The following is a 19,439-nucleotide window of genomic DNA, read 5'->3' as shown; positions in this document are numbered from 1 at the left end:
CAGGTGGTTAGGGTCCTGTCTCCGCGGCCCTTCGGTATCCCCGCACCGCGGGGTAGGCGAAGACGACGATGATGCCGAGCGTCCAGGCGAGCGTCTCGAGCAGCGGGGCGGCGACCGCGCCGCCATAGGACAACCCGCGCATCGCATCGATCGCGCAGCTCATCGGCTGATGCGCCACCACGTCCTGCAACCACACCGGATAGGCGAAGACCGGGACGAAACCGGAGTTGAAGAACATCAGCAGCGTGCTGACCATGCCGATGATGTTCACCAGCATCACGCCCTCGGACACGGTGGCCAGCGCGGTGACCAGAACGGCGAACGCGACGCCGAACAGCACCGGGATGCCGATCAGCGCCACCGCCGCGAGGGGCCCCTGACCGAACCGGAATCCCAGCAGCAGGCCCACCGCGACGACGAACACCGTCGTCACCAGCACGCGGATCGCCTCGGCCAGCAGCCGGCCGGTGAATCCGGCCGCGCGGTGCACCGGCATCGTCCAGAAGCGGCCGAGCAACCCGGTCATCTTCTCGGTCTTGAAGCCGAGGGCACTGACGACCGCGCCCGACATCGCCGCGACCAACGTCAGCAACGGGACCGTGCCGTACACCGCGGGCATGCCGGTGGCTCCGGACACGGGCTTGTTCAGCACGATGTAGAACATCAGCAGGGTCAGCGCCGGATAGACCAGCGTCTGGATGGTCGTCGCCGGATCGCGCGCCCAGATCAGCAGCAGCCGCTTGCATTGGATCAGGCTCTGCACAGCCCAGGTGACCAGCGAGCCTTCCGGCCGCGTCCGGACGACGGGCAGGGGCTCGGTCGCGCGGACCTCGGCCTGCTCGGCCCCCTGGTCGACGCGTTCCACGGTCGATTCCACCGAACTCATGACCGCCTCACACTCGCCCAGATCGCCAACGGGAGGAACGCCGCCGCCAGCCCGATCAACCACACCAGCGGAACCCACAGCACGTGCCAGGTCACCCCGTCGGCCGCCATGTCGCGCAAGGCGAAGGAGAACTGCGAGATCGGCTGATTGCGCACGAACGGGCGAATCCACTCCGGGAAGTTGCGTTCCGGCACGAATCCGCAGGAGAGCATGCCGAAGATCAACGTCGGCAGGGTCAGCGCCTGGCTCAGCGACTCCGGGCTCTTGGTCAGGCTGCCGAGCCCGTCGGCGCCGATCGCGAGCACCGTGCCGACCGCGAGGGAGAACGCGCAGAACAGCACGGCCTGGCCGACGCCCGCGACGAAGCGGAAGCCGATCAGGTAGCCGAACAGCACCGCCGCGGTGAGCGAGGTGACCGAGCGGACCAGCCCGGCGCAGATGCGCGAGGTGAACGGCACCAGCGTGCCGATGGGCATGGTCTGCAGGCGGGTACTCAGGCCGGTCATCGCCTCGAACGCAGCCAGCTGCGCGTTGGACATCATGGTGAAGGCCATCGTCTGCAGCACGATGATCGGCATGACGTACTGGGCGTAGTCGACGCCCTGGATCTTCATCACATAGCGCAGCGGCAGGTAGAAGCCGAGGGTGAAGATCAGCGGCGTGACCGCGGCGACGATCAGCTCGCCCTTGGTCGCCATGGTGCGCACGATGCGGCCGGTCAGCGCGCGCCACTGCGCGAACGACGACAGCCGCGGCGCGGGAAGTTCGGCGAACAACGTCGCCTCGGCCGGAGTCCGCTCCGGGGCTGTCGCAGCGGTCACGCGCGCCCGCCCGAGTGGCCGGTGATGGAGAGGAACACATCGTCGAGCGAGGGGCGGCGCAGCGCGATATCGGCCAGCTCGACACCGGCGCTGTCGAGCCTGCGCAGCGCCTCGGTCAGCGTCGCCGCGCCCTCCGGCGCGGGGATGGACAGCCGGTCGCCGCCGTCGATGTCGGCCAGCACCGCGGGCGGCACCAGGTCGCCCAGCGCGTACGCGGCGGTGCGCAGCTTCTTCTGATCCAGCGGGACGACTTCGCAGTAGCTGCCGCCGGTCTTCTCCTTGAGTTCGTCGGCGGTGCCCTCGGCGATCACCGTGCCCTTGTCGATCACGATGATGTTGTCGCTGAGCACGTCGGCTTCCTCCAGGTACTGCGTGGTCAGCAGCACCGTGATGCCTTGGGTCTTCAGCGCCGTCACCAGGTCCCAGACGCCCTGCCTGCTGCGCGGGTCGAGACCGGTGGTCGGCTCGTCGAGGAACACCACCTCGGGCCGCACCACCAGCCCGCAGGCGATGTCCACGCGGCGGCGCATGCCGCCCGAGTAGTGGCGCACGGCCCGCCGGCCCGCGCTCACCAGATCGAATTCCTCCAGCAAGGTGTCGGCGCGCTTGCGGGCCGCGGACTTGCCCAGACCCATCAGCCTGCCGAACAGTTCGAGGTTCTCCCGGCCGGAGAGGTTCTCGTCCAACGCCGCGTACTGACCGGTCATCATGATCGAGCGGCGCACACCCGCCGGGTCCTTCAGCACGTCGTGTCCGGCGACCACGGCGGTGCCGGAGTCGGGCCGCAGCAAGGTGGAGAGCACCTTCACCATGGTCGTCTTGCCCGCGCCGTTGGGCCCGAGGATGCCGAGGACGGTGGCGCGTTCGGCGACGAAGCCGACGCCCTGCAGTGCATGCACATCACCGAACGACTTGCGAACGTCCGTTACCCGGACCGCAGGCTCACTGGCATGCGAATCTGCTTGGTTGGAACTCGGCATCAACTCTCCACTATCGACCGGTGCGGCGACCAGGTCGCCCGAGCGCAATCGCACGCCCGGATTGGTGATCCGTCGCGCTCGGCGTGATGTTACCGGCCCGATCGCGCGGGCTTCGCGTCGCGCGCGGTACCCGCACCGGCGTGCGCCCAGTGTGTCCTTACTCACATTTCTCGCCACCCGTCCACCGCGCAAGGGATCGACGCTGGTGAGCGCGATCCGGTGCGGCCGGGCGCCGTCGGCCGAACCTTGTCGGCCCGCTGCGCCAGACCATAGTCTGCTTTGCGGGGGAAAACACTCACTCGTCCACGGCTGTGGGCCCGCTGAACGGTCCGCACGTTGGTTTCTACACTGCGAGAGGTGATCATGGCCGAGTCCGCGCAGCCACGGTTGGCGGCGCGTCCGGGAGGAACGGGCCGAACGAACGTGCTGACGTCCTACGATCCGCGCACCGGTGAGGTCGTGGGCAACTACGCCGTGATGGGTTCCGGCGAGCTGAACCGCGCGGTGCGCGCGGCCCGCTCCGCCGAAAAATGGTGGGCCGAACTGGGATTCGCCGGCCGGAAGCGGTGGCTGCTGGACTGGAAGCGCGAGATCGCCCGCCGCTCGGGGGAATTGGTCGCCCTGCTGTGTGAGGAGACCGGGAAGCCGGAAGCGGACGCCGCCATCGAGGTGATGCTCGCGGTGGAGAACCTGGACTGGGCCGCGCGCAACGCGAGCCGCACGCTGGACCGGCGGCGGATCGGTTCCAGTTGGCTCACCCGCAATCAGCGGGCTTCGGTCGGTTACCTGCCGCTCGGCGTCGTCGGAGTGCTCGGCCCATGGAACAACCCGGTGTTCACTCCGATGGGCTCGATCGCCTACGCGATGGCGGCGGGCAACGCCGTGGTGTTCAAGCCGCACGAGCTGACCACCGGCGTGGGCGTGTGGCTGGCCGACAGCTGGTCCCGGCTCGCGCCGAACCAGCCGGTGCTGCAAGTCGTCACGGGAGACAAGGCCACCGGCACCGCGCTGTGCCGCGCGAAGGTCGACAAGATCGCGTACGCCGGTTCGGAGGCGGGCGCGCGCGAGGTGATCTCGGTGTGCGCGCAGAGCATGACGCCGGTCGTCGTGGAGCGCAACGGCAAGGGCAGCATGGTCGTGCACGTCGACGCGAAGCTGGACGACGCCGCCGAGGCCGCCGTGTTCGGCGCGATGGCGAATGCCGGCCAGAATGCCACCGGCATCCAACGGGCCTACGTCGCCCAATCGGTCTACGACCGTTTCCTGGACCTCGTCGTGGACCAGGCCCGCAAGCTGCGACCGGGCGCGGACCGCAAGGCGTCCTACGGCCCGATGATCATGGAGTCACAGGTCGACGTGGTGCGCAGGCAGGTGCGCGACGCGGTGGCCCGCGGCGGCCGCGCGGTGGTCGGCGGGCTGGACTCGATCCGCGACCCCTACATCGAGCCGATCGTGCTGGCCGAAGTGCCGGAGGAGAGCATCGCGATCACGGGTGAGGGCATCGGTCCGGTGCTCATCGTCAACAAAGTGGCGAGCATGGACGAGGCCGCCGAGCGGATCAACGCGGTCGGCACCGATGTCGCCGTGTCGGTGTTCACCAGGGATGTGCACGAGATCGAGGCGTTCGCCGAGCAATTGCGCGTCGGGGTGGTGACCATCAACTCCTCGACCGCCTACGCGGGCATTCCGGCACTGCCCTTCGGCGGAGTGGGCGAGTACGGCCAAGGCCACAGCCACGGCGACCAGGGCCTGCGGGAGTTCAGCCGGACCCTGGCCATCACCCGCAAGCGGTACCAGGCGCCGGTGAACCTCTCCACGTTCGATCGGCACCCGCGTCACCTGCGCGTGGCCAAGACGATCTTCCGGATCCGGCACGGCCGCCGTCCCTGACGCGGCTAGTCGAGCAGCACCGCGTCCATCAGCGCGGTGACTCGCGCGACTTGTGCCGGCCGGGAGTCGAATCGGATCAGCCTGCCCACATCGATCACCTGACTGATCGCGGCGTGCACCCGGAAGCGCGCCTCCACCGGATCCCCGTCCAGCAGGTTGGCCCACTCCAGCACGTTCTGCCGCTGAATGGCGCGCAGCTTGTGCTGCTCGGCCTGCGGCAGGTTGCCGAACTCGGCGTAGTACACCGCCATGATCTCCGGCATGGCGAAACTCAGTTTGGCGTAGCGGTCGGCCACCCGCCGCGCGGCGTCGGCGCGGCTCGTCGCCTCGGCCAGCGCCTCGGTGATCGCGATGGCCAGCCGGTCGCCGGTGCGGTGGAACGCCGCGGCGAGCAGGTCGGCCTTGCTCGGGAAGTACCGGTACACGCTGGAGGCGTTGATGCCGACGGCGGCGCCGATCTCCTCGATGCTCGCCTCGTGATAGCCCTGCCTGCCGAAGATCCGGATGGCCTCGGTGAGCAGTTGTTCCCGCTTGGAGGTCACCGGGATGCCGCGCACGGGAGCGCCGGGATCCGGTTCCTCCGGCGCGGGCGGCAGGTCGGTTCGGAGGATGGCCCAGGACATCCGATGCAGCAGCGGGAGCAGCCGAGCGCTGGACAGCGCGGTGCGGTGCGCGGCGATGCTGGCGATCGCGCTCAGCACGCCCGCGGCGAGCATCGCCACGTCCGCCGGCGGCGTCTCGGGGCGCAGCAGCGCGATCGGCGCCGCGAGGGTGCTGTTCAGGTCGTCGTAGATCTTCTTGATGCGGACCCGGTCGTCGCGCTCGAGATAGCGCCGCTCCCAGCGGTAGAGCCCGGCCTCGCGGCGGATCTCGACGGTGTGCTCGCTGATCGCGCGGATCAGCGCGTCCGCGCGCCGCGCCGGGTCCAACCGGGCGTCGTCGGCGGCCTCGGCGACGGTCAGCAGGTGCTGCGCGCCTTCTTCGGCGGCCGCCACCAGCAGCGCGTACTTGTTCGTGAAATGCCGATAGAGGGCCGGACCGGAGATGCCGACCTCGGCGGCGATCTCGTCCACGCCGACCGGGTAGTACCCGCGTTCGCTGAACGCGCGCGCGGCCGCCCGGATGATCTGGACCTTGCGGTCCTTCGGACGGCGGCGCACCGACGGCGCGCCCTCGGCACCCGCCCTTCTACCCGGTTCGGGCCGCGCGGGAGCGAGGTCGACCTCGCTGCGATCCGCGACCATGCACCTCTCCGTTCTCCGGCGACGCTTGTTGACAGCGCCCGACATTGGACCCTAAGTTAACCACAATTCGCAAAGTTAACCACTATTCACGGCCTGGCGTCCGCCGAATTGCAGCTTAGGAGCAAACGTGAGCAACAACGATTCCGCGGCCCCGGCCGCACCCGCCGCCGCGAAGTTCACCGCGGTCCAGGACGGCAAGGCGCTCCGGATCACGATCATCAACCCCAAGCGGAAGAACGCCCTCGATTACGACACCATGGTCGCGCTCGGGGACACCTTCCGCGCGGCGGCCGAGGATCGCGCGGTGCGGGCGATCGTACTCACCGGCGAGGGCGGCGATTTCTGCACCGGCGCCGATCTCTCCGCGAGCGCGGGCGAGGCGCAGCGGGGCATCACCTCGGACATGGTCATGGACGCGGCGAACCGGCTGGTGCGCGCCATCGTCGACGCGCCGGTCCCGGTGGTCGTGCGTATCCGAGGAGCCGCGGCGGGCGTCGGCGTGGGCATCGCGCTGGCCGCCGACCTGGTCTACGCGAGCGAGGACTCCTACCTGTTGCTGGCCTTCATCAACATCGGCCTGATGCCCGACGGCGGGGCGGCCGCACTGGTCGCCGCCGCGGCGGGCCGCCCGCTGGCGGCGCGGATGGCGCTGCTCGGCGAGCGACTGCCCGCCCGGGAGGCCGCGGCCGCCGGGCTGTTCACCGCGGTCGTGCCGGACGGCGAGCTCGATGCCGCGGTCGAGGCAGGCGTCCAGAAGATCGCCACGGGTCCGCGCCGGGCGCTGGAACTCACCAAGCAGGCGCTGAACCAGGCCACGCTGACCTCGCTCGACGCGGCTCTGGCCGCCGAGAAGGCCGGGCAGACCGAACTGCTGCGCTCCCCCGATTTCGTCGAGGGTGCCACCGCGATGCTCACCAAGCGCAAGCCCGTCTTCGCCGACTGATCGGCCCGCCGGAACTCAGCAAACGACGGGCGACTATGTTCATCGGCTATGACTTACCTGGTTACCGGGGCAACTGGGTTCATCGGTCGGTTCCTCATCCCCGAGCTGCTGAAACGCGAGGGTGACATCCATGTGCTGGTCCGGCCGGGCGACGCCTCGGCCGACCGGTTCGCCTGCTGCGCGCAGGAATGGGCGGGCGGCGACCGCGTCCGTCCGGTGCGCGGCGATCTGGGCGCCCCGGGGCTGGGCATCGACCCGACCTGGCTGGCCCGGCATCGCGGCGCCATCGAGCACGTCTTCCATCTCGCCGCGGGCTACGACCTGACCGAGCGCGGCGGCGGCACCAGGCATCTGGTCGACGTCGCCGAGGAACTCGGGGTCGATCTGCTGCACCACCTCTCGACCGTCGAGGTGGCCGGGACCAGCACCGGCCTGTTCACCGAGGACATGTTCGATCACGGCCAAACACTCACCACGCCGGCGCAGCGGGCGAGATTCGACGCCGAGCGGATCGTGCGGGAGTCGTCGGTGCGCTGGCGGATCTACCGGCCGTCGATCGTGATCGGGCATTCCCGCACCGGCGAGATCGATCGGATCGACGGTCCGTACTACTTCTTCCGCCTGTTGCGCATGGGCGCGCAGCTGCCCAGGCTGCTGCCGGTGCTGGTGCCCAGACTGGGCGAGACCAACATGGTGCCGGTGGACTTCGTCGCTCGCGCCCTCGACCACATCGCCCACCGCCCCGGTTCGGACAAGACGACCTATCACCTGGTGGATCCGCGCAGGCAGAGCGCGGTCGACGCGCTGAACCTGTTCGCCGACGAGGCGGGCGCGCCGCACCTGGTGGAGGTGATGCCCAAGCGCACCCTGGACATGATGTTGCGCGTCCCCGGCGTGAACTGGCTGCTGCCCCGGGTCGGCGTACCGCTGGACGTGCTGGAGCACAGCGAGTTCGCCTGCTGGTTCGACTGCAGGCACACCAGCGCGGCGCTGGCGGGCACCGACATCAGGGTTCCGCCGTTGGACGCCTACGCACCGCGAATCTGGAAGTACTGGATCGAGAACTGGGTCTGACCGGCGCGTCGCCTGCTATCGGCCGGTGACGGTGAGATAGATCAGCGCCGCGTTGAGCACGGAGATGATCGCGGCCACCGTCCAGGCCAGCGCGGTGGTCACGCGGTGATTGACGTCCGCGCCCATCAGCGCGCGGTCACTCGTGAAGCGCACCAAGGGAATCAGCGCGAAGGGGATGCCGAACGACAGCACCACCTGGGAGATGATCAGCGCGCGCGTCGGGTCGATGCCGAGCGCCAGGATGGCGATGGCCGGGATCAACGTGATCAGCCTGCGCGTGATCAGCGGAACCCGCTTGTGCAACAAGCCCTGCATGATCATCGCCCCCGCGTAGGCGCCGACCGACGTCGAGGCCAGGCCGGAGGCGAGCAGCCCGATCGCGAGCAGCAGCGCGGCGGCGGGGCCGAGGACGTCGCCGACCGCGGCATGCGCGTCTTCGATGGTCTCCACATTCCGGCCGCGCAGCGTGCCGGCCGCCATCAGCAGCATGGCCAGGTTCACCGTGCCCGCCAGGACCATGGCCAGGCCGACGTCGACCTTGGTGATCCGCAGGAGCCTGGTGCGCAGCGGCCCTGCCGCCGGATGTCCGTGCCGGTCGCGGGCGAGGCCGGAATGCAGATAGACCGCGTGCGGCATGACCGTCGCGCCGATCATCGCCGCGGCCAGCAGCACGCTCTCGGTGCCTTGGAAGCGCGGCACCAGACCGCCGACCGTGTCCCCGGGCGACGGCGGCGCGATCACCACGCTCGCCAGGAATCCGATCGCGATGATCGCGAGCATCCCGGTGATCACCCGCTCGAACGGTTGCTGACCGCGGCGGTCCTGCACGAGCAGCAGACCCATCGACACCGCGCCGGTGATCGCGCCGCCGAGCAGCAGGGGCAGCCCGAACAGCAGGTGGAGTGCGATCGCGCCGCCCACCACCTCGGCCAGGTCGGTGGCCATCGCCACCGTCTCGGCCTGACCCCAGTACGCCAGCCGGACCGGGCCGCTCGCCTTCGCTCGCACCGCCTCCGGCAGCGACCAACCGGTCACCAGCCCGAGTTTGGCCGAGAGGAACTGCACCAGCCCCGCCATCACGTTGGCCAGCACGATGACCCATACGAGGAGGTAGCCGAATTGCGCGCCCGCACTGATGTTGGACGCGACGTTGCCGGGATCGACGTACGCGATGGCCGCGACGAACGCCGGGCCGAGCAGCATCGTCGCGGCACGCGCTCGCCCGGTGACGGACTTGGTCGACTCGGCCAGCGTGATGCCCACGAACAGAATTTTACGGGTTCCCGAACTTTTCGTTGACGGCTGGCTCAAAAAGCAGACCGCCCGGTCGCATCAGGGTGCGACCAGGCGGTCGAGGAACTCGGCCGGGGCGTCCGGCCCTATGCGGTGGCGCTCAGATACCGAGGCCCCTGGCCAGCACGGGCCACGACATCTGGAACTCGTCGCGCCAGTAACCCCACGAGTGCGTACCCGAATTGCGGAAGTTGTAGGTGGCCGGGATGCCCAGCTCGTTCAGCCGGTTCTGCAGGTTGTGCGTGCAGTAGTTGGTGCCCGCCTCGATCACGCCGCCGATGATGATCTGGTTGGCCAGACCGTACGCACCGGGGAGGGCGTACTGGCCGTTGAGCGTGTCGTATTGCCCGGGCAGGCCGTTGCCGGTGGAGATGTAGAGGTCGAGCCCGCGCAGCCCTTCGGCGTTCACGTACGGGTCGTTGGCCACCCACTCCGGGCCGCCTTCGGGGCCCCACATGTTGTCGGTATTGCCGCCGCCCCAGGTCTCGACGGTCAGCTTGACGAACTCCGAGCCGACCGGGTCACTGGTCTGCGCGCAACCGCTGTAGGCCGCGGCCGCCTTGTACAGGCCCGGCTTGGCGATCGGCAGCGCCAGCACCGTGGTGCCCGAGGTGGACAGGCCGGCGATCGCGTTCACGCCGTTGGTGCCCAGCGCACCGTCGACCAGCGGGGGCAGTTCCTCGGTGAAGAAGGTCTTCCACTTGTTGCGGCCGAGTACCGGGTCGTCCTTGATCCAGTCGGTGTAGTAGCTCCACTTGCCGCCGATCGGCTGGATCACGTTGACGTTCTTGTCCGACAGGAACTGCAGCGCGTCGGTCTTCGCCTGCCACGACGCCTCGTCCTCGCCGCCGCCGGCGCCGTTGAGCAGGTACAGCGTCGGGCGCGGCACCGAGGCGTCGGCCGGACGCTGGACGTCGATGATGATTTTCTCGTCCATCGCCGCCGAGTACACGTACAGGCGGATGCTGCGCGCGTCCTTGTACTCGGCCTTGGTGATACGCGAACCGTCCGGGGCGACCGGGTCGGCCAGCAGACTCTTGGAATCGATGATCGGATCAGCGGTCGCGCTGGACGCGCCGAGACCGGTCATCATTCCCGCGAGCACCGCGGTTGCCGCGATCGCGGCCGCGGCCCGCAGGCCACCGCGCCGGCTCTGTCGACGTATCAATTTCGCACCTTCGCTTCGTCTCGAGATTCGCTCTGCATGCCCCACGCGCCGGATGGATGCCCAGCATCACGCCCGACCATACGGCCTATGTAGTCGTCACGACAGGGGACTTCGTTACCGCACCGTTGCCCATCATGCCGGAACGGTGTCGGTCCGATCATGACCGCCCCATGTTCCGTGTCGCTTCCCATCCCGGGGGATCCAGCAACTCGGACAATCTGGGGCCGATCTGCGCCAGCGCTTCCGGTGATGTCATCTGGTCGTGCGGGACGCCGACGGGATGATCGTCCACCCGGCCGTCGACGTAGGGTTGCCAGCCGTCCGCCGCGGTGTCGTGACCGGCCGCGCTGAAGTAGTCCAAACGGCCGCGGAAGACGTCGGGCCGGTGCTCGGCGATCAGCTCGGCCGAGCGCACGGCGCTGCGGTAGATCCGGCGCACCCGCTCGGGGGTGAGCACCGCCATGTCCGGCGGGATGGTGGCATGCAGCGCGGCCAGCGCCTCCTCGCTCAGATCGCGCACGTCGCCGTCGCCGGGCAGCGGGGCGTCCGCGCCGATGCCGAGTTCGGCCAGCGCTTCGCGGATCGCCGCCCGGAAGTCGGTGACGTCGATGTCCGGGTGGCTGTCGAGCATCGTGAGCAGCCCGATCTCCTCCCCCGCCGCTTGCAACCGGGTGGCCACCGCATGCGCCAGCACACCGCCGAGCGACCAGCCGAGCAGCCGATAGGGCCCATGCGGCTGCACCGCGCGGATCTCGGCCACATAGCGGCCCGCCATCTCCGCCAGCGACGCGGGCAGGTAGCCCTCCTCGGTCAGCGCGGGCGACTGCAGGCCGAAGATCGGCGTGCTCGCGGCCACATAACGCGCCAGACCCGCGTAGCACCAGGACAACCCGTACATCGGATGCAGGCAGAACAGCGGCTGGGCGGCGGCCACGTCGTGCGGCACCATGGTCCGGATCGGCAGCAGCACGCCGAGCGCCGCGTTCGAGTCCTGGTCGTAGTCGTGGTCGTCGGCCAGCGCGGCCAGGATGCGGGCCGCCAGCGCCGCCGGGGTGGGATCGGTGAAGAACCACTGCACCCGCACCTCGGCGCCGGTGAGCGCGCGCAGCCTGCTGACCGCGCGCGTGGCGACCAGCGAGGTGCCGCCCAGGTCGAAGAAGTCGTCGTCCATGCCGACCCGGTGTCCGGCGCCGGGCTCGAGCACCGCGTCGAACACCTCGAGCACGGTCCGCTCCAGCGGCGTGCCGGGCGCGCGGTACGGGCGCGTCACCAACCGCGGCGCGGGCAGCGCCTTGCGGTCGAGTTTGCCGCTGGCGTTGAGCGGCAGCTCGGCCAGCTCGACGACCGCCGAGGGCACCATGTACGACGGCAGCGCGGCGCGGGCGTGCCGCAGCATCGCGTCCTCATCGATGCCCTCCGCGGGCGCGGCGACCACATAGGCGACCAGCCGGTCGCCCGTCACGCCACGCACCATCGAGACCGCGGCATGCCGCACCTGGGGGTGACCGGTCAGCACGGCCTCGATCTCCCCGAATTCCACGCGCTGGCCGCGCAGCTTGACCTGGAAGTCGCCGCGGCCGAGGTACTCCAGCGATCCGTCATGCCAGCGCACGATGTCGCCGGTGCGATACAGGCGGGTTCCGCCGGCGTGCGCGACGAAGCGCTCGGCGGTGAGAGCCGGCGCGCCGAGGTAGCCGCGCGCCAATTGCACACCCGCGACGTACAACTCACCCGCCGCGCCCGGCGGCACCGGCCGCAGCTGCCGGTCGAGCACGTGCACGCGGGTGTTGGCCACCGGAAGGCCGATCGGGACCGTCACCGCGGCGGTGTCCCGGACCGGATGGTCGGTGACCACGGTGGCTTCGGCGGGGCCGTACCAGTTGACCAGCGCGGCGGCGGGCGCCATCGCGGCGAAACGTGCCGCCGTCTCCCCCGGCAACGCCTCGCCCGCCGCGAACACCCGCCGCAGCGACGGGTACCGCGCGCCCGGGTGGGCCGCCGGGTCCAGGAACGCGTCCAGCATCGACGGCACGAAGTGCACCGTGGTGACGGCGTTCTCGGCGATGAGGCGGGCCAGGTAGGCCGGATCCCGATGGCCGTCGGGCGCGGCGACCACGATCGACGCCCCGGTCTGCAACGGCCAGAACAACTCCCAGGCGGAGATGTCGAAGGTGATCGGCGTCTTGTGCAGCACCACGTCGCCGCCGTCGTGCGGGTAGGCCGACTGCGCCCAGCGGAATTGGTTGACCATCTGCCGGTGGGTGATCATCACGCCTTTGGGGCGGCCGGTCGAGCCCGAGGTGTAGATGACGTAGGCGACGGTGTCCGGGTGGACGTATTCCTGCGGCCACGGACCCTCGTACGGCGGCAGGTACAGCGTGTCCACCGCGACCACCGGCACGCCGGTCGCGGTGTCGAACGCGTCCGCGGTGGTGGTCAGGACACAGATCGCAGCGGCGCTGTCGAGGACGTACTCGCTGCGCTCGGCCGGGTGGTCCGGATCGATCGGCACGTAGCCGCCGCCCGCGCGCAACACCGCGTAGATCGCGACGACCAAGTCGATGCCGCGCCGCATGGCCACGGCGACCAGCGTCTCGGGTCCGACGCCCCAGCGCATCAACTCGATGGCCAGGGACCGGACGCGCGAGTCGAACTCGGCATAGCTGAGCGTGATGTCGCCGAAGCGCACCGCGGGCGCGTCCGGGGTGCGCGCCACCTGCGCGTCGAACAGTGACGGCAAGGTCGCGCCGTCGAGCAGTTCCGGCGCGTCGGTGGCGTTGCGCGCGGCCAGCTCGGCGCGCTCGTCCTCCAGAAGCACATCGATGTCGCCGACCCGCGCTTGCGGGGTGGTCACGAAACGACCGATCAGCGCCGACAACCGCTGCGCGAGCGCGAGCGCCGCCGGTTCGCCGGTCACGTCGCGCAGGTACTTCACCGAGACGCGCAACCGACTGTCCAGCACCACCATCACGGTGAACGGGTAGTGGGTGCCGTTGACCGCGCCGACGCCGACGACGTTCATCCCGTCGATGGCCCCCGCCTGGTCCAGACCCTCCCGGTCCACCGGGAACGACTCGAACACCACGAGCGAGTCGAACAGGCCCTCCACGCCGACGGCTTCCTGGATCTCGCTCAGCCCCAGGTAGTGGTAATCGAGGAGCGCCGCCTGCTCGGCCTGCAACTGACGCAGCAGTCCGCCGAGCGTGTGCGTCGCCGCCAGCCGCACCCGGACCGGAATCGCGTTGAGGAACAGGCCGACCATCGCCTCGACGCCGTCGAGCCGGGGCGGGCGGCCGGAGACGGTGGCGCCGAAGACCACGTCGTCACGGTCGACGGTGCGCCCGATCAGCAGACCCCAGGCCGCCTGCACCACGGTGTTCACCGTGACGCCGAGACCGGAAGCGAGCCGGGTCAGCGCGGTGGTGTCGGCCTGGGACAGCTCGAAGCCGACCTCGCCGACGCCCGCGGAGATCTCCCGGCCGGGGTCGACCGGCGCCAGCGGCGTCGGCTCGGTGATACCGGCCAGCGCGGTGCGCCACGCGGCGCGCGCCGCCTCCGCGTCCTGGGCGACCAGCCACGCCAGGTAGTCCCGGTAGGACCGCACCGCGGGCAGATGGCGGGAGTTGCCGCCGAACGCGTACAGCGTGAGCAGGTCCTTCAGCAACAGCGGCATGGACCAGCCGTCGATCAGGATGTGATGGCTGGTGACCAGCAAGTGGTATCGGGCGGCGGCGGAACGGATCAGCGCGAAACGCAGCAGCGGCGCGGTCCGCATGTCGAAGTGGTCGGCCAGGTCGGCCGCCTTGATCCGTTCCAGCTCGGTGCCGGCCGCGCTCGGTTCCAGCTGAGACAGATCGATCAGCCGCCACGGCACCTCCAGCGACTCCTGCACGATCTGCACGGGCTTGCCTTCGCTGTCGTCGGCGAAGGCGACCCGCAGGTTGTCGTGCCGGTCCAGCACCGCCTGCGCGGCCGCCTGCATCCGGCGCGCGTCCACCGCGCCGCCGAGATCGAGCACGAACTGGGTGGTGTAGACGTCCACCGAGTGCTCGGCGAGCAGGGCGTGGAACAGCATGCCCGATTGCAGCGGCGTGAGCGGCCAGGCGTCGGACAGGTCCGGGTAGGCGCGGGCGAAACGATCGATGTCGGGTTGCTTGAGCCGCACCAGCGGGAAGTCCGACGGCGTCCAACCGCCCGCGTCCGGGCGCAGGCCGTGCTCGGCGAGGCCACCGAGCGCGCGAATCCAGTGCTCGGCGAAGATTTTCGCGTCCTCGCCGCGGAACGCGGCGGCGGCGAAGTCGAACCGGGCGAGCAAGCCCTCGTCCGTGGCGTCGACGGTGAGCACGAGCAGCAGGTCGTCGGACGGGATGTCGGTGTGCACCCGCGCCGGGCGCAGATCCCGGTAGCGCAGCGCGAACCGGCCCCGGCCGAGCCCGCGCAATTCGGCGGCGGTCTCGGCGTTGAGATAGCGCAGCAGCCCGTAGCCTGCGCCGCGCGAGGGCACCGAGCGCCGCAGTTCCTTGATCTGCGCGATCGCCGTGCCCGCCGCGGGGCCGCCGATCAGGGCGTCCTCGATGTCGATCCTGGTCAACCGCAACGGCAGCGGATATTCGGTGACGAAACCGCCCACCGTGCTCGCCGCGTCGGCCTGGGTGACCTCGCGCCCGTCGGACGGCAGCCGCACGACCGACCCGATCGCACGCGTGACGGCCTCCCCCGCAGAGGTCCGCAGGGCCAGTGCCAGCGCGGTGAGCAAGATGTCGTCCACTCCGGCGTGATAGGCCTCGGCGGCCGCGGCGACGGCCGCCGCGCCCTCCGCCGTGATGGTGAGCGAGACCCGGCTGCGTGCGCGCAGGTCTCGTCCCTCGGTTCCCGCGCCCTCCGGGGCGGAACCGAGCGCGCGCCGCCACCAGTCCATTTCGGCCACCGTCGCCGGATCGTGCGCCTTGGCCGACAGGCTCCGGATGAGCAGGCCGAGGCCGGACTCGCGGTTCGCGGGCGCGGCATGACGGGCCCGGTTCCAGCGCGCGGTGAGCTGGTCGACGACGGCCCGCCAGGAGACGTCGTCGACCACGAGGCTGCTGGCCACGACGAGCAGCGTGGAGCGAGCCTCGGGACCGCCGGTGAGCACGAAGTAGATGTTGCGACCCTGCTCGGGGTCCAGCGCGGCCGCGACCGCCTGCACCACGTCGTCGATGGGCAGCGAAGTCTCGCCACGCTGCGGGTCCAGCCTGCGGAACGCCTCGCCGGTGCGCTCGGCGGCGGGCGGGATGCGCAGCACCGGCGCGCCGTCGTCGCCGTAGCGCACCTGCACCCACAGCATCGGGTGCTGGTCGAGTACGGCGGCCACCGCGTTCTGCACCGTCTCGACCGGGCAGGTCTCGGGGACGTCGAGGGTGATGGCCCGCACTTCGATGCCCTCGTCCAGCATGCGCGCCGCGTCCGGTGTCAGCGGTAGTTCGCCCGCCTCGTCGCCGGGGCCGTCCGCCACCGATGCGGCGCGGGCCAGCGCGGCGACGGTCCGGCGTTCGAAGACATCGCGCGGCGCGAAATCCACGCCGCGAGCGCGGGAGCGGGAGACCAGTTGGATCGACACGATGCTGTCGCCGCCGAGGGCGAAGAAGTCGTCGTCCAGTCCGACCCGGTCGAGTCCGAGGACCTCGCCGATCACCTCGGCGATCACCAGTTCGGCCGGGGTGCGCGGCGGGCGATAGGCGCGGGTCTGCGCCTCCGGCTCCGGCAGCGCCTTGCGATCCAGCTTGCCCACGGGAGTCAGCGGGATCGCGTCGAGCACGACGATCACCGCAGGCACCATGTACTCCGGCAGCGTGCGCCCGATCCGCTCGGTCAGCGCGGCCTGGTCCACCGTGGCGTCTTTCGCAGGCAGCACGTAGGAGACCAGCATGGTCGCGCCGGAACCGGTCGGGCGTCCGACGGTCACGGCGAAGTCGACTTCGGGCTGGGCGGCGAGTGCGGCGTCGATCTCGCCGAGCTCGATGCGGAAGCCGCGCACCTTCACCTGGAAGTCGTTGCGGCCCAAGTACTCCACCACCGGCGCGTCCCCGTCCCGGCGCCAGCGAACCAGGTCGCCGGTGCGGTAGAGGCGTTCGCCGGGCGCGCCGTACGGGTCGGCCACGAACCGGGCGGCGGTGAGCGCGGAGCGGGCGTGGTAGCCGCGCGCCAGCTGGACACCGCCCAGATACAGCTCGCCCGTGACGCCCTCGGGCACCGGACGCAACCTGGCGTCGAGCACCAGCGACCGGGTGCCGCGGATCGGGCCGCCGATCGTGACCGGTTCGCCGGGCCGCAGCGGGTCGCTGATGTTGGTCATGATGGTGGTTTCGGTGGGCCCGTAGCCGTTGTGGAAGGCGCGCTCCGGCGCGGTCGTCCACTTGTCCGCCAGATCGGCGGGCACCGCTTCACCACCCGCCACGACGGCGCGCATCCCCGACAACGAGTCCGGGTCGAGCGAGGCGAGCACCGAGGGGGTGAGGAAGGCGTGCGTGACGCCCTCGGCGCGGATCAGTTCGGCCAATTCCTCGCCGCCGAAGGTGTGCGGCGGCGCCACCACCAGCGCGCCCGCCGAGCCGAGCGCGAGCAGCAGTTCCAGCATCGACGCGTCGAACGACGGCGACGCGAACGCCAAGGCGCGGGCGGATCGGTCGAGCCGATAGCGTTCGACCTGCTCGGCGCTGAAATTGGCCAGACCGGCGTGGGTCACCACGACGCCCTTGGGCAGCCCGGTGGAGCCGGAAGTGTAGATCATGTAGGCGGCGTTGCTCGCGCGCAGCGGTCCACGTAGTTCGCCCTCCCGCACCGGCTGGTCCGAACGCGCGGCGACATCGAGAGTGAAGTCGCGGTCATCCAGGGCGACCCAGGAGCCATCGGAGAGAACGGGCAGATAGTCCAGCTCGGCGGTCACCGTCACGCCGAGCGCCACGCCGGAATCGGCCACCATGTGGGCGATGCGATCGGCCGGATAGGTCGGATCGATCGGGACGAACGCCGCCCCGGTCTTGGCCACCGCCCACAGGGCGAGCACGGATTCCACCGAACGGCGGATCGCGATGGCGACCAGCGCCTCCGGCCCCGCCCCGCGGTCGATCAGCGCCCGCGCCAATTGCGCTGAGGCCGCGTCGAGTTCGGTGTAGCTGAACGTGCGATCGTCCGCGACCACGGCGATGCCGGACGGGTTCGCGGCGACGGCGGCGGCCATCAGATCCGGCAGCGTGCGCGGCGGCACGGCAGGTGCGCCGGCACGGGCGGCCAGGTCGGCGCGCTCGGAGTCGTCCAGGATCTCCAGGTCAGCGACCGCGGTGCTCGGGCGCCGGACGACCGCGGCCAGGAGGCGGCGGAACCTGCGGCCGAACTCGAGCACGGTCCGTTCGTCGAACAGATCACGGGCGTAGGTGAATTCGGCGGCGAGACCGGCTTCCGCGCCGGACGCGGTGCGCTGCTCGCGGATGGTCAACAACAGATCGAACTTCGCGGTGTCGACGGCGGGGTCGAGCGCCGTGCAGTGCAAGCCGGGTAGTTCGAAGCTGGTGGCGGCCAGGTTCTCGAACGACAGCGCCACTTGGAACAGGGGGTGGCGACCGGCCGAGCGTTCGGGCTCCAGCGCCTCGACCAGCCGCTCGAACGGAATGTCGGCGTTGGCGAAGGCGCGTAGGTCCGTTTCCCGCGTGCGGGCCAGGAGTTCGGTGAAGCGGAGTCCGGGCGCGACCCGGGTGCGTAGCACCAGCGTGTTGACGAACATGCCGATCAAGTCGTCGAGCTGGGCTTCACCGCGGCCCGCGACGGGCGTGCCGACGGCGATATCGTCGGTGCCGGACAGGCGCGACACGAAGACCGCGAACGCGGCGTGCACCACCATGAACAACGTGGCGTTGTGCTGCCGCGCGAGAGCGGACAGCGCGGCGTGCACGTCGGCGTTCACCACGAAATCGGTTCGGCCGCCGACGAAGGACTGCGCGGACGGGCGCGGGCGATCGGCGGGCAGGTTCAGCTCGTCGGGCAGGCCGGCGAGTTCGGTGGTCCAGTAGGCCAGTTGGGCGCCCGCGATCGACTCGGGATCGTCGTCGCCGCCGAGCGCGTCGCGCTGCCACAGCGCGTAATCGGCGTACTGGACCGGCAGCGGCGCCCAGGACGGCTCCGCGCCGCCGCTGCGCGCCGCGTAGGCCAGCATCAGGTCCCTGGTCAGCGGCCCCATCGACCAGCCGTCGGCACTGATGTGGTGCGCGACGAAGACCAGCACGTACTCGCCGGGCGCGAGCTGGAACAGCCGCGCGCGGAACGGCACCTCGGCGGTCACGTCGAAGCCCGCGGCGACGATGCGCTGCGCCTCGTCGGCGACGTGCTCGTCACCGATCTGCGCGGGGTCCAGGTCCACCGGGACCTCGTGCGGAGCGAGTATCCGCTGGACCGGGCCGTCGGAGGTCTGCGGGTAGATCGTGCGCAGGATCTCGTGCCGCGCCACCAGATCCGCGACGGCCTGCCGCAACGCGGTCACGTCCAACTCACCGGACAAGCGGATCGCGGCCGGGATGTTGTAGACCGAAGCCGAGGTGTCGAACTGGTTGAGGAACCACATGCGCTGCTGCGCGAACGACAGCGGGATGCGGTCGGGGCGGGGCCCGGCGACCAGCGGGGCGCGCTTGCGTTCGCCGAAGCCGCGTTCCGCCTTGGTCGCCAGTCCGGCGACGGTGGAGGCTTCGAAGATCGTGCGGACAGGGACGCGCGCGTCGAGTGCAGCGCCGATCCGCGCCGCGACCTGCGTCGCCAGCAGCGAGTTACCACCGAGGGCGAAGAAGTCGTCGTCGGCACCGACACGTTCGACCCCGAGTACCTCGACGAACACCGACGCCACGATCTCCTCGATCGGAGTCGACGGCACACGGAACGCCTGAACCTCGAACTCCGGTTCCGGCAACGCCTTCCGATCCAGCTTGCCGTTGACATTCAACGGCAACGCATCCAACACCACAAACGCCGACGGCACCATGTACGACGGCAACCCAGCGGTGAGTTCGGACTTCACCCAGGCCACATCCACACCGGCCCCAGCAGCGCCAACGGCAACGACTTCACCACCACCAGCGGCACCAGCAGCAGCGTCACCCCCGGCAGCGGCAGGCACCAAA

Annotated in this window: 10 protein-coding genes; 3 read left to right on the top strand and 7 right to left on the bottom strand. The window is 70.4% G+C overall.

The annotated features are described in order from the left end of the window. Positions 1-7: 7 nt before the first annotated feature. From ACWEKR_RS16315 to ACWEKR_RS16305, 3 genes are read right to left on the bottom strand one after another with little or no spacing between them, the layout of a single operon-like run. Positions 8-886 (bottom strand): ABC transporter permease, encoded by an 879-nt coding sequence (locus ACWEKR_RS16315; RefSeq protein ID WP_452355150.1) that lies wholly within the window; start codon positions 884-886, stop codon positions 8-10. Beyond that, positions 883-1,707 carry an ABC transporter permease gene (locus tag ACWEKR_RS16310; RefSeq protein ID WP_452355149.1) on the bottom strand — a complete coding sequence of 275 codons (825 nt, stop codon included), beginning with the start codon at positions 1,705-1,707 and terminating at the stop codon, positions 883-885. The genes ACWEKR_RS16315 and ACWEKR_RS16310 overlap by 4 nt, the downstream gene beginning before the upstream one ends. After that, a complete protein-coding gene (locus tag ACWEKR_RS16305; RefSeq protein ID WP_452355148.1) occupies positions 1,704-2,687 on the bottom strand; it encodes an ATP-binding cassette domain-containing protein in 984 nt (327 codons plus the stop codon). The genes ACWEKR_RS16310 and ACWEKR_RS16305 overlap by 4 nt, the downstream gene beginning before the upstream one ends. A 363-nt stretch (positions 2,688-3,050) precedes the next feature. Between ACWEKR_RS16305 and ACWEKR_RS16300 the strand changes: the two genes are divergently transcribed. Further along, positions 3,051-4,577, top strand: a complete 1,527-nt coding sequence (locus ACWEKR_RS16300) for an aldehyde dehydrogenase family protein (protein WP_452355324.1) — start codon at positions 3,051-3,053, stop codon at positions 4,575-4,577. Between the two features lie 5 nt (positions 4,578-4,582). On the opposite strand, the gene ACWEKR_RS16295 is transcribed toward ACWEKR_RS16300, so the two are convergent. Beyond that, entirely contained in the window at positions 4,583-5,821 is a 1,239-nt protein-coding gene (locus ACWEKR_RS16295) for a TetR/AcrR family transcriptional regulator (protein ID WP_452355147.1), read from the bottom strand. 127 nt (positions 5,822-5,948) lie between these two features. Here ACWEKR_RS16295 and ACWEKR_RS16290 point away from each other — a divergent pair, with 127 nt between their 5' ends. Together ACWEKR_RS16290 and ACWEKR_RS16285 are read left to right on the top strand one after the other, a co-directional pair. Next, positions 5,949-6,764 (top strand): enoyl-CoA hydratase, encoded by an 816-nt coding sequence (locus ACWEKR_RS16290; RefSeq protein WP_452355146.1) that lies wholly within the window; start codon positions 5,949-5,951, stop codon positions 6,762-6,764. A 48-nt stretch (positions 6,765-6,812) separates the two neighbouring features. Beyond that, the gene (locus ACWEKR_RS16285; RefSeq protein ID WP_452355145.1) at positions 6,813-7,838 is read left to right on the top strand and encodes an SDR family oxidoreductase; all 1,026 of its coding nucleotides are present in this window, start codon (positions 6,813-6,815) and stop codon (positions 7,836-7,838) included. Between the two features lie 15 nt (positions 7,839-7,853). Here the strand turns inward: ACWEKR_RS16285 and ACWEKR_RS16280 are convergent, their stop codons facing one another. The 3 genes from ACWEKR_RS16280 to ACWEKR_RS16270 form a co-directional block, all read right to left on the bottom strand. After that, positions 7,854-9,095 (bottom strand): Nramp family divalent metal transporter, encoded by a 1,242-nt coding sequence (locus ACWEKR_RS16280; protein WP_452355323.1) that lies wholly within the window; start codon positions 9,093-9,095, stop codon positions 7,854-7,856. Positions 9,096-9,231: 136 nt separating this feature from the next. After that, positions 9,232-10,221, bottom strand: coding sequence for an alpha/beta hydrolase (locus ACWEKR_RS16275; protein WP_452355322.1), 990 nt, complete (start codon positions 10,219-10,221; stop codon positions 9,232-9,234). A 235-nt stretch (positions 10,222-10,456) separates the two neighbouring features. Continuing rightward, positions 10,457-19,336, bottom strand: a complete 8,880-nt coding sequence (locus ACWEKR_RS16270) for an amino acid adenylation domain-containing protein (protein WP_452355144.1) — start codon at positions 19,334-19,336, stop codon at positions 10,457-10,459. Positions 19,337-19,439 lie beyond the last annotated feature (103 nt).

It is taken from the genome of Nocardia sp. NPDC004573 (assembly GCF_053602135.1).
The sequence above is the reverse complement of the archived record's forward strand: the minus strand, read 5'-3'. Positions and strand labels throughout refer to the sequence as shown.

Bases quoted from the DNA above. Each gene is read 5' to 3' on its own strand.
- ACWEKR_RS16295 (WP_452355147.1), bottom strand. From the start codon at position 5,821: ATGGTCGCGGATCGCAGCGAGGTCGACCTCGCTCCCGCGCGGCCCGAA.
- ACWEKR_RS16315 (WP_452355150.1), bottom strand. From the start codon at position 886: ATGAGTTCGGTGGAATCGACCGTGGAACGCGTCGACCAGGGGGCCGAG.
- ACWEKR_RS16300 (WP_452355324.1), top strand. From the start codon at position 3,051: ATGGCCGAGTCCGCGCAGCCACGGTTGGCGGCGCGTCCGGGAGGAACG.
- ACWEKR_RS16305 (WP_452355148.1), bottom strand. From the start codon at position 2,687: ATGCCGAGTTCCAACCAAGCAGATTCGCATGCCAGTGAGCCTGCGGTC.
- ACWEKR_RS16275 (WP_452355322.1), bottom strand. From the start codon at position 10,221: ATGACCGGTCTCGGCGCGTCCAGCGCGACCGCTGATCCGATCATCGAT.
- ACWEKR_RS16285 (WP_452355145.1), top strand. From the start codon at position 6,813: ATGACTTACCTGGTTACCGGGGCAACTGGGTTCATCGGTCGGTTCCTC.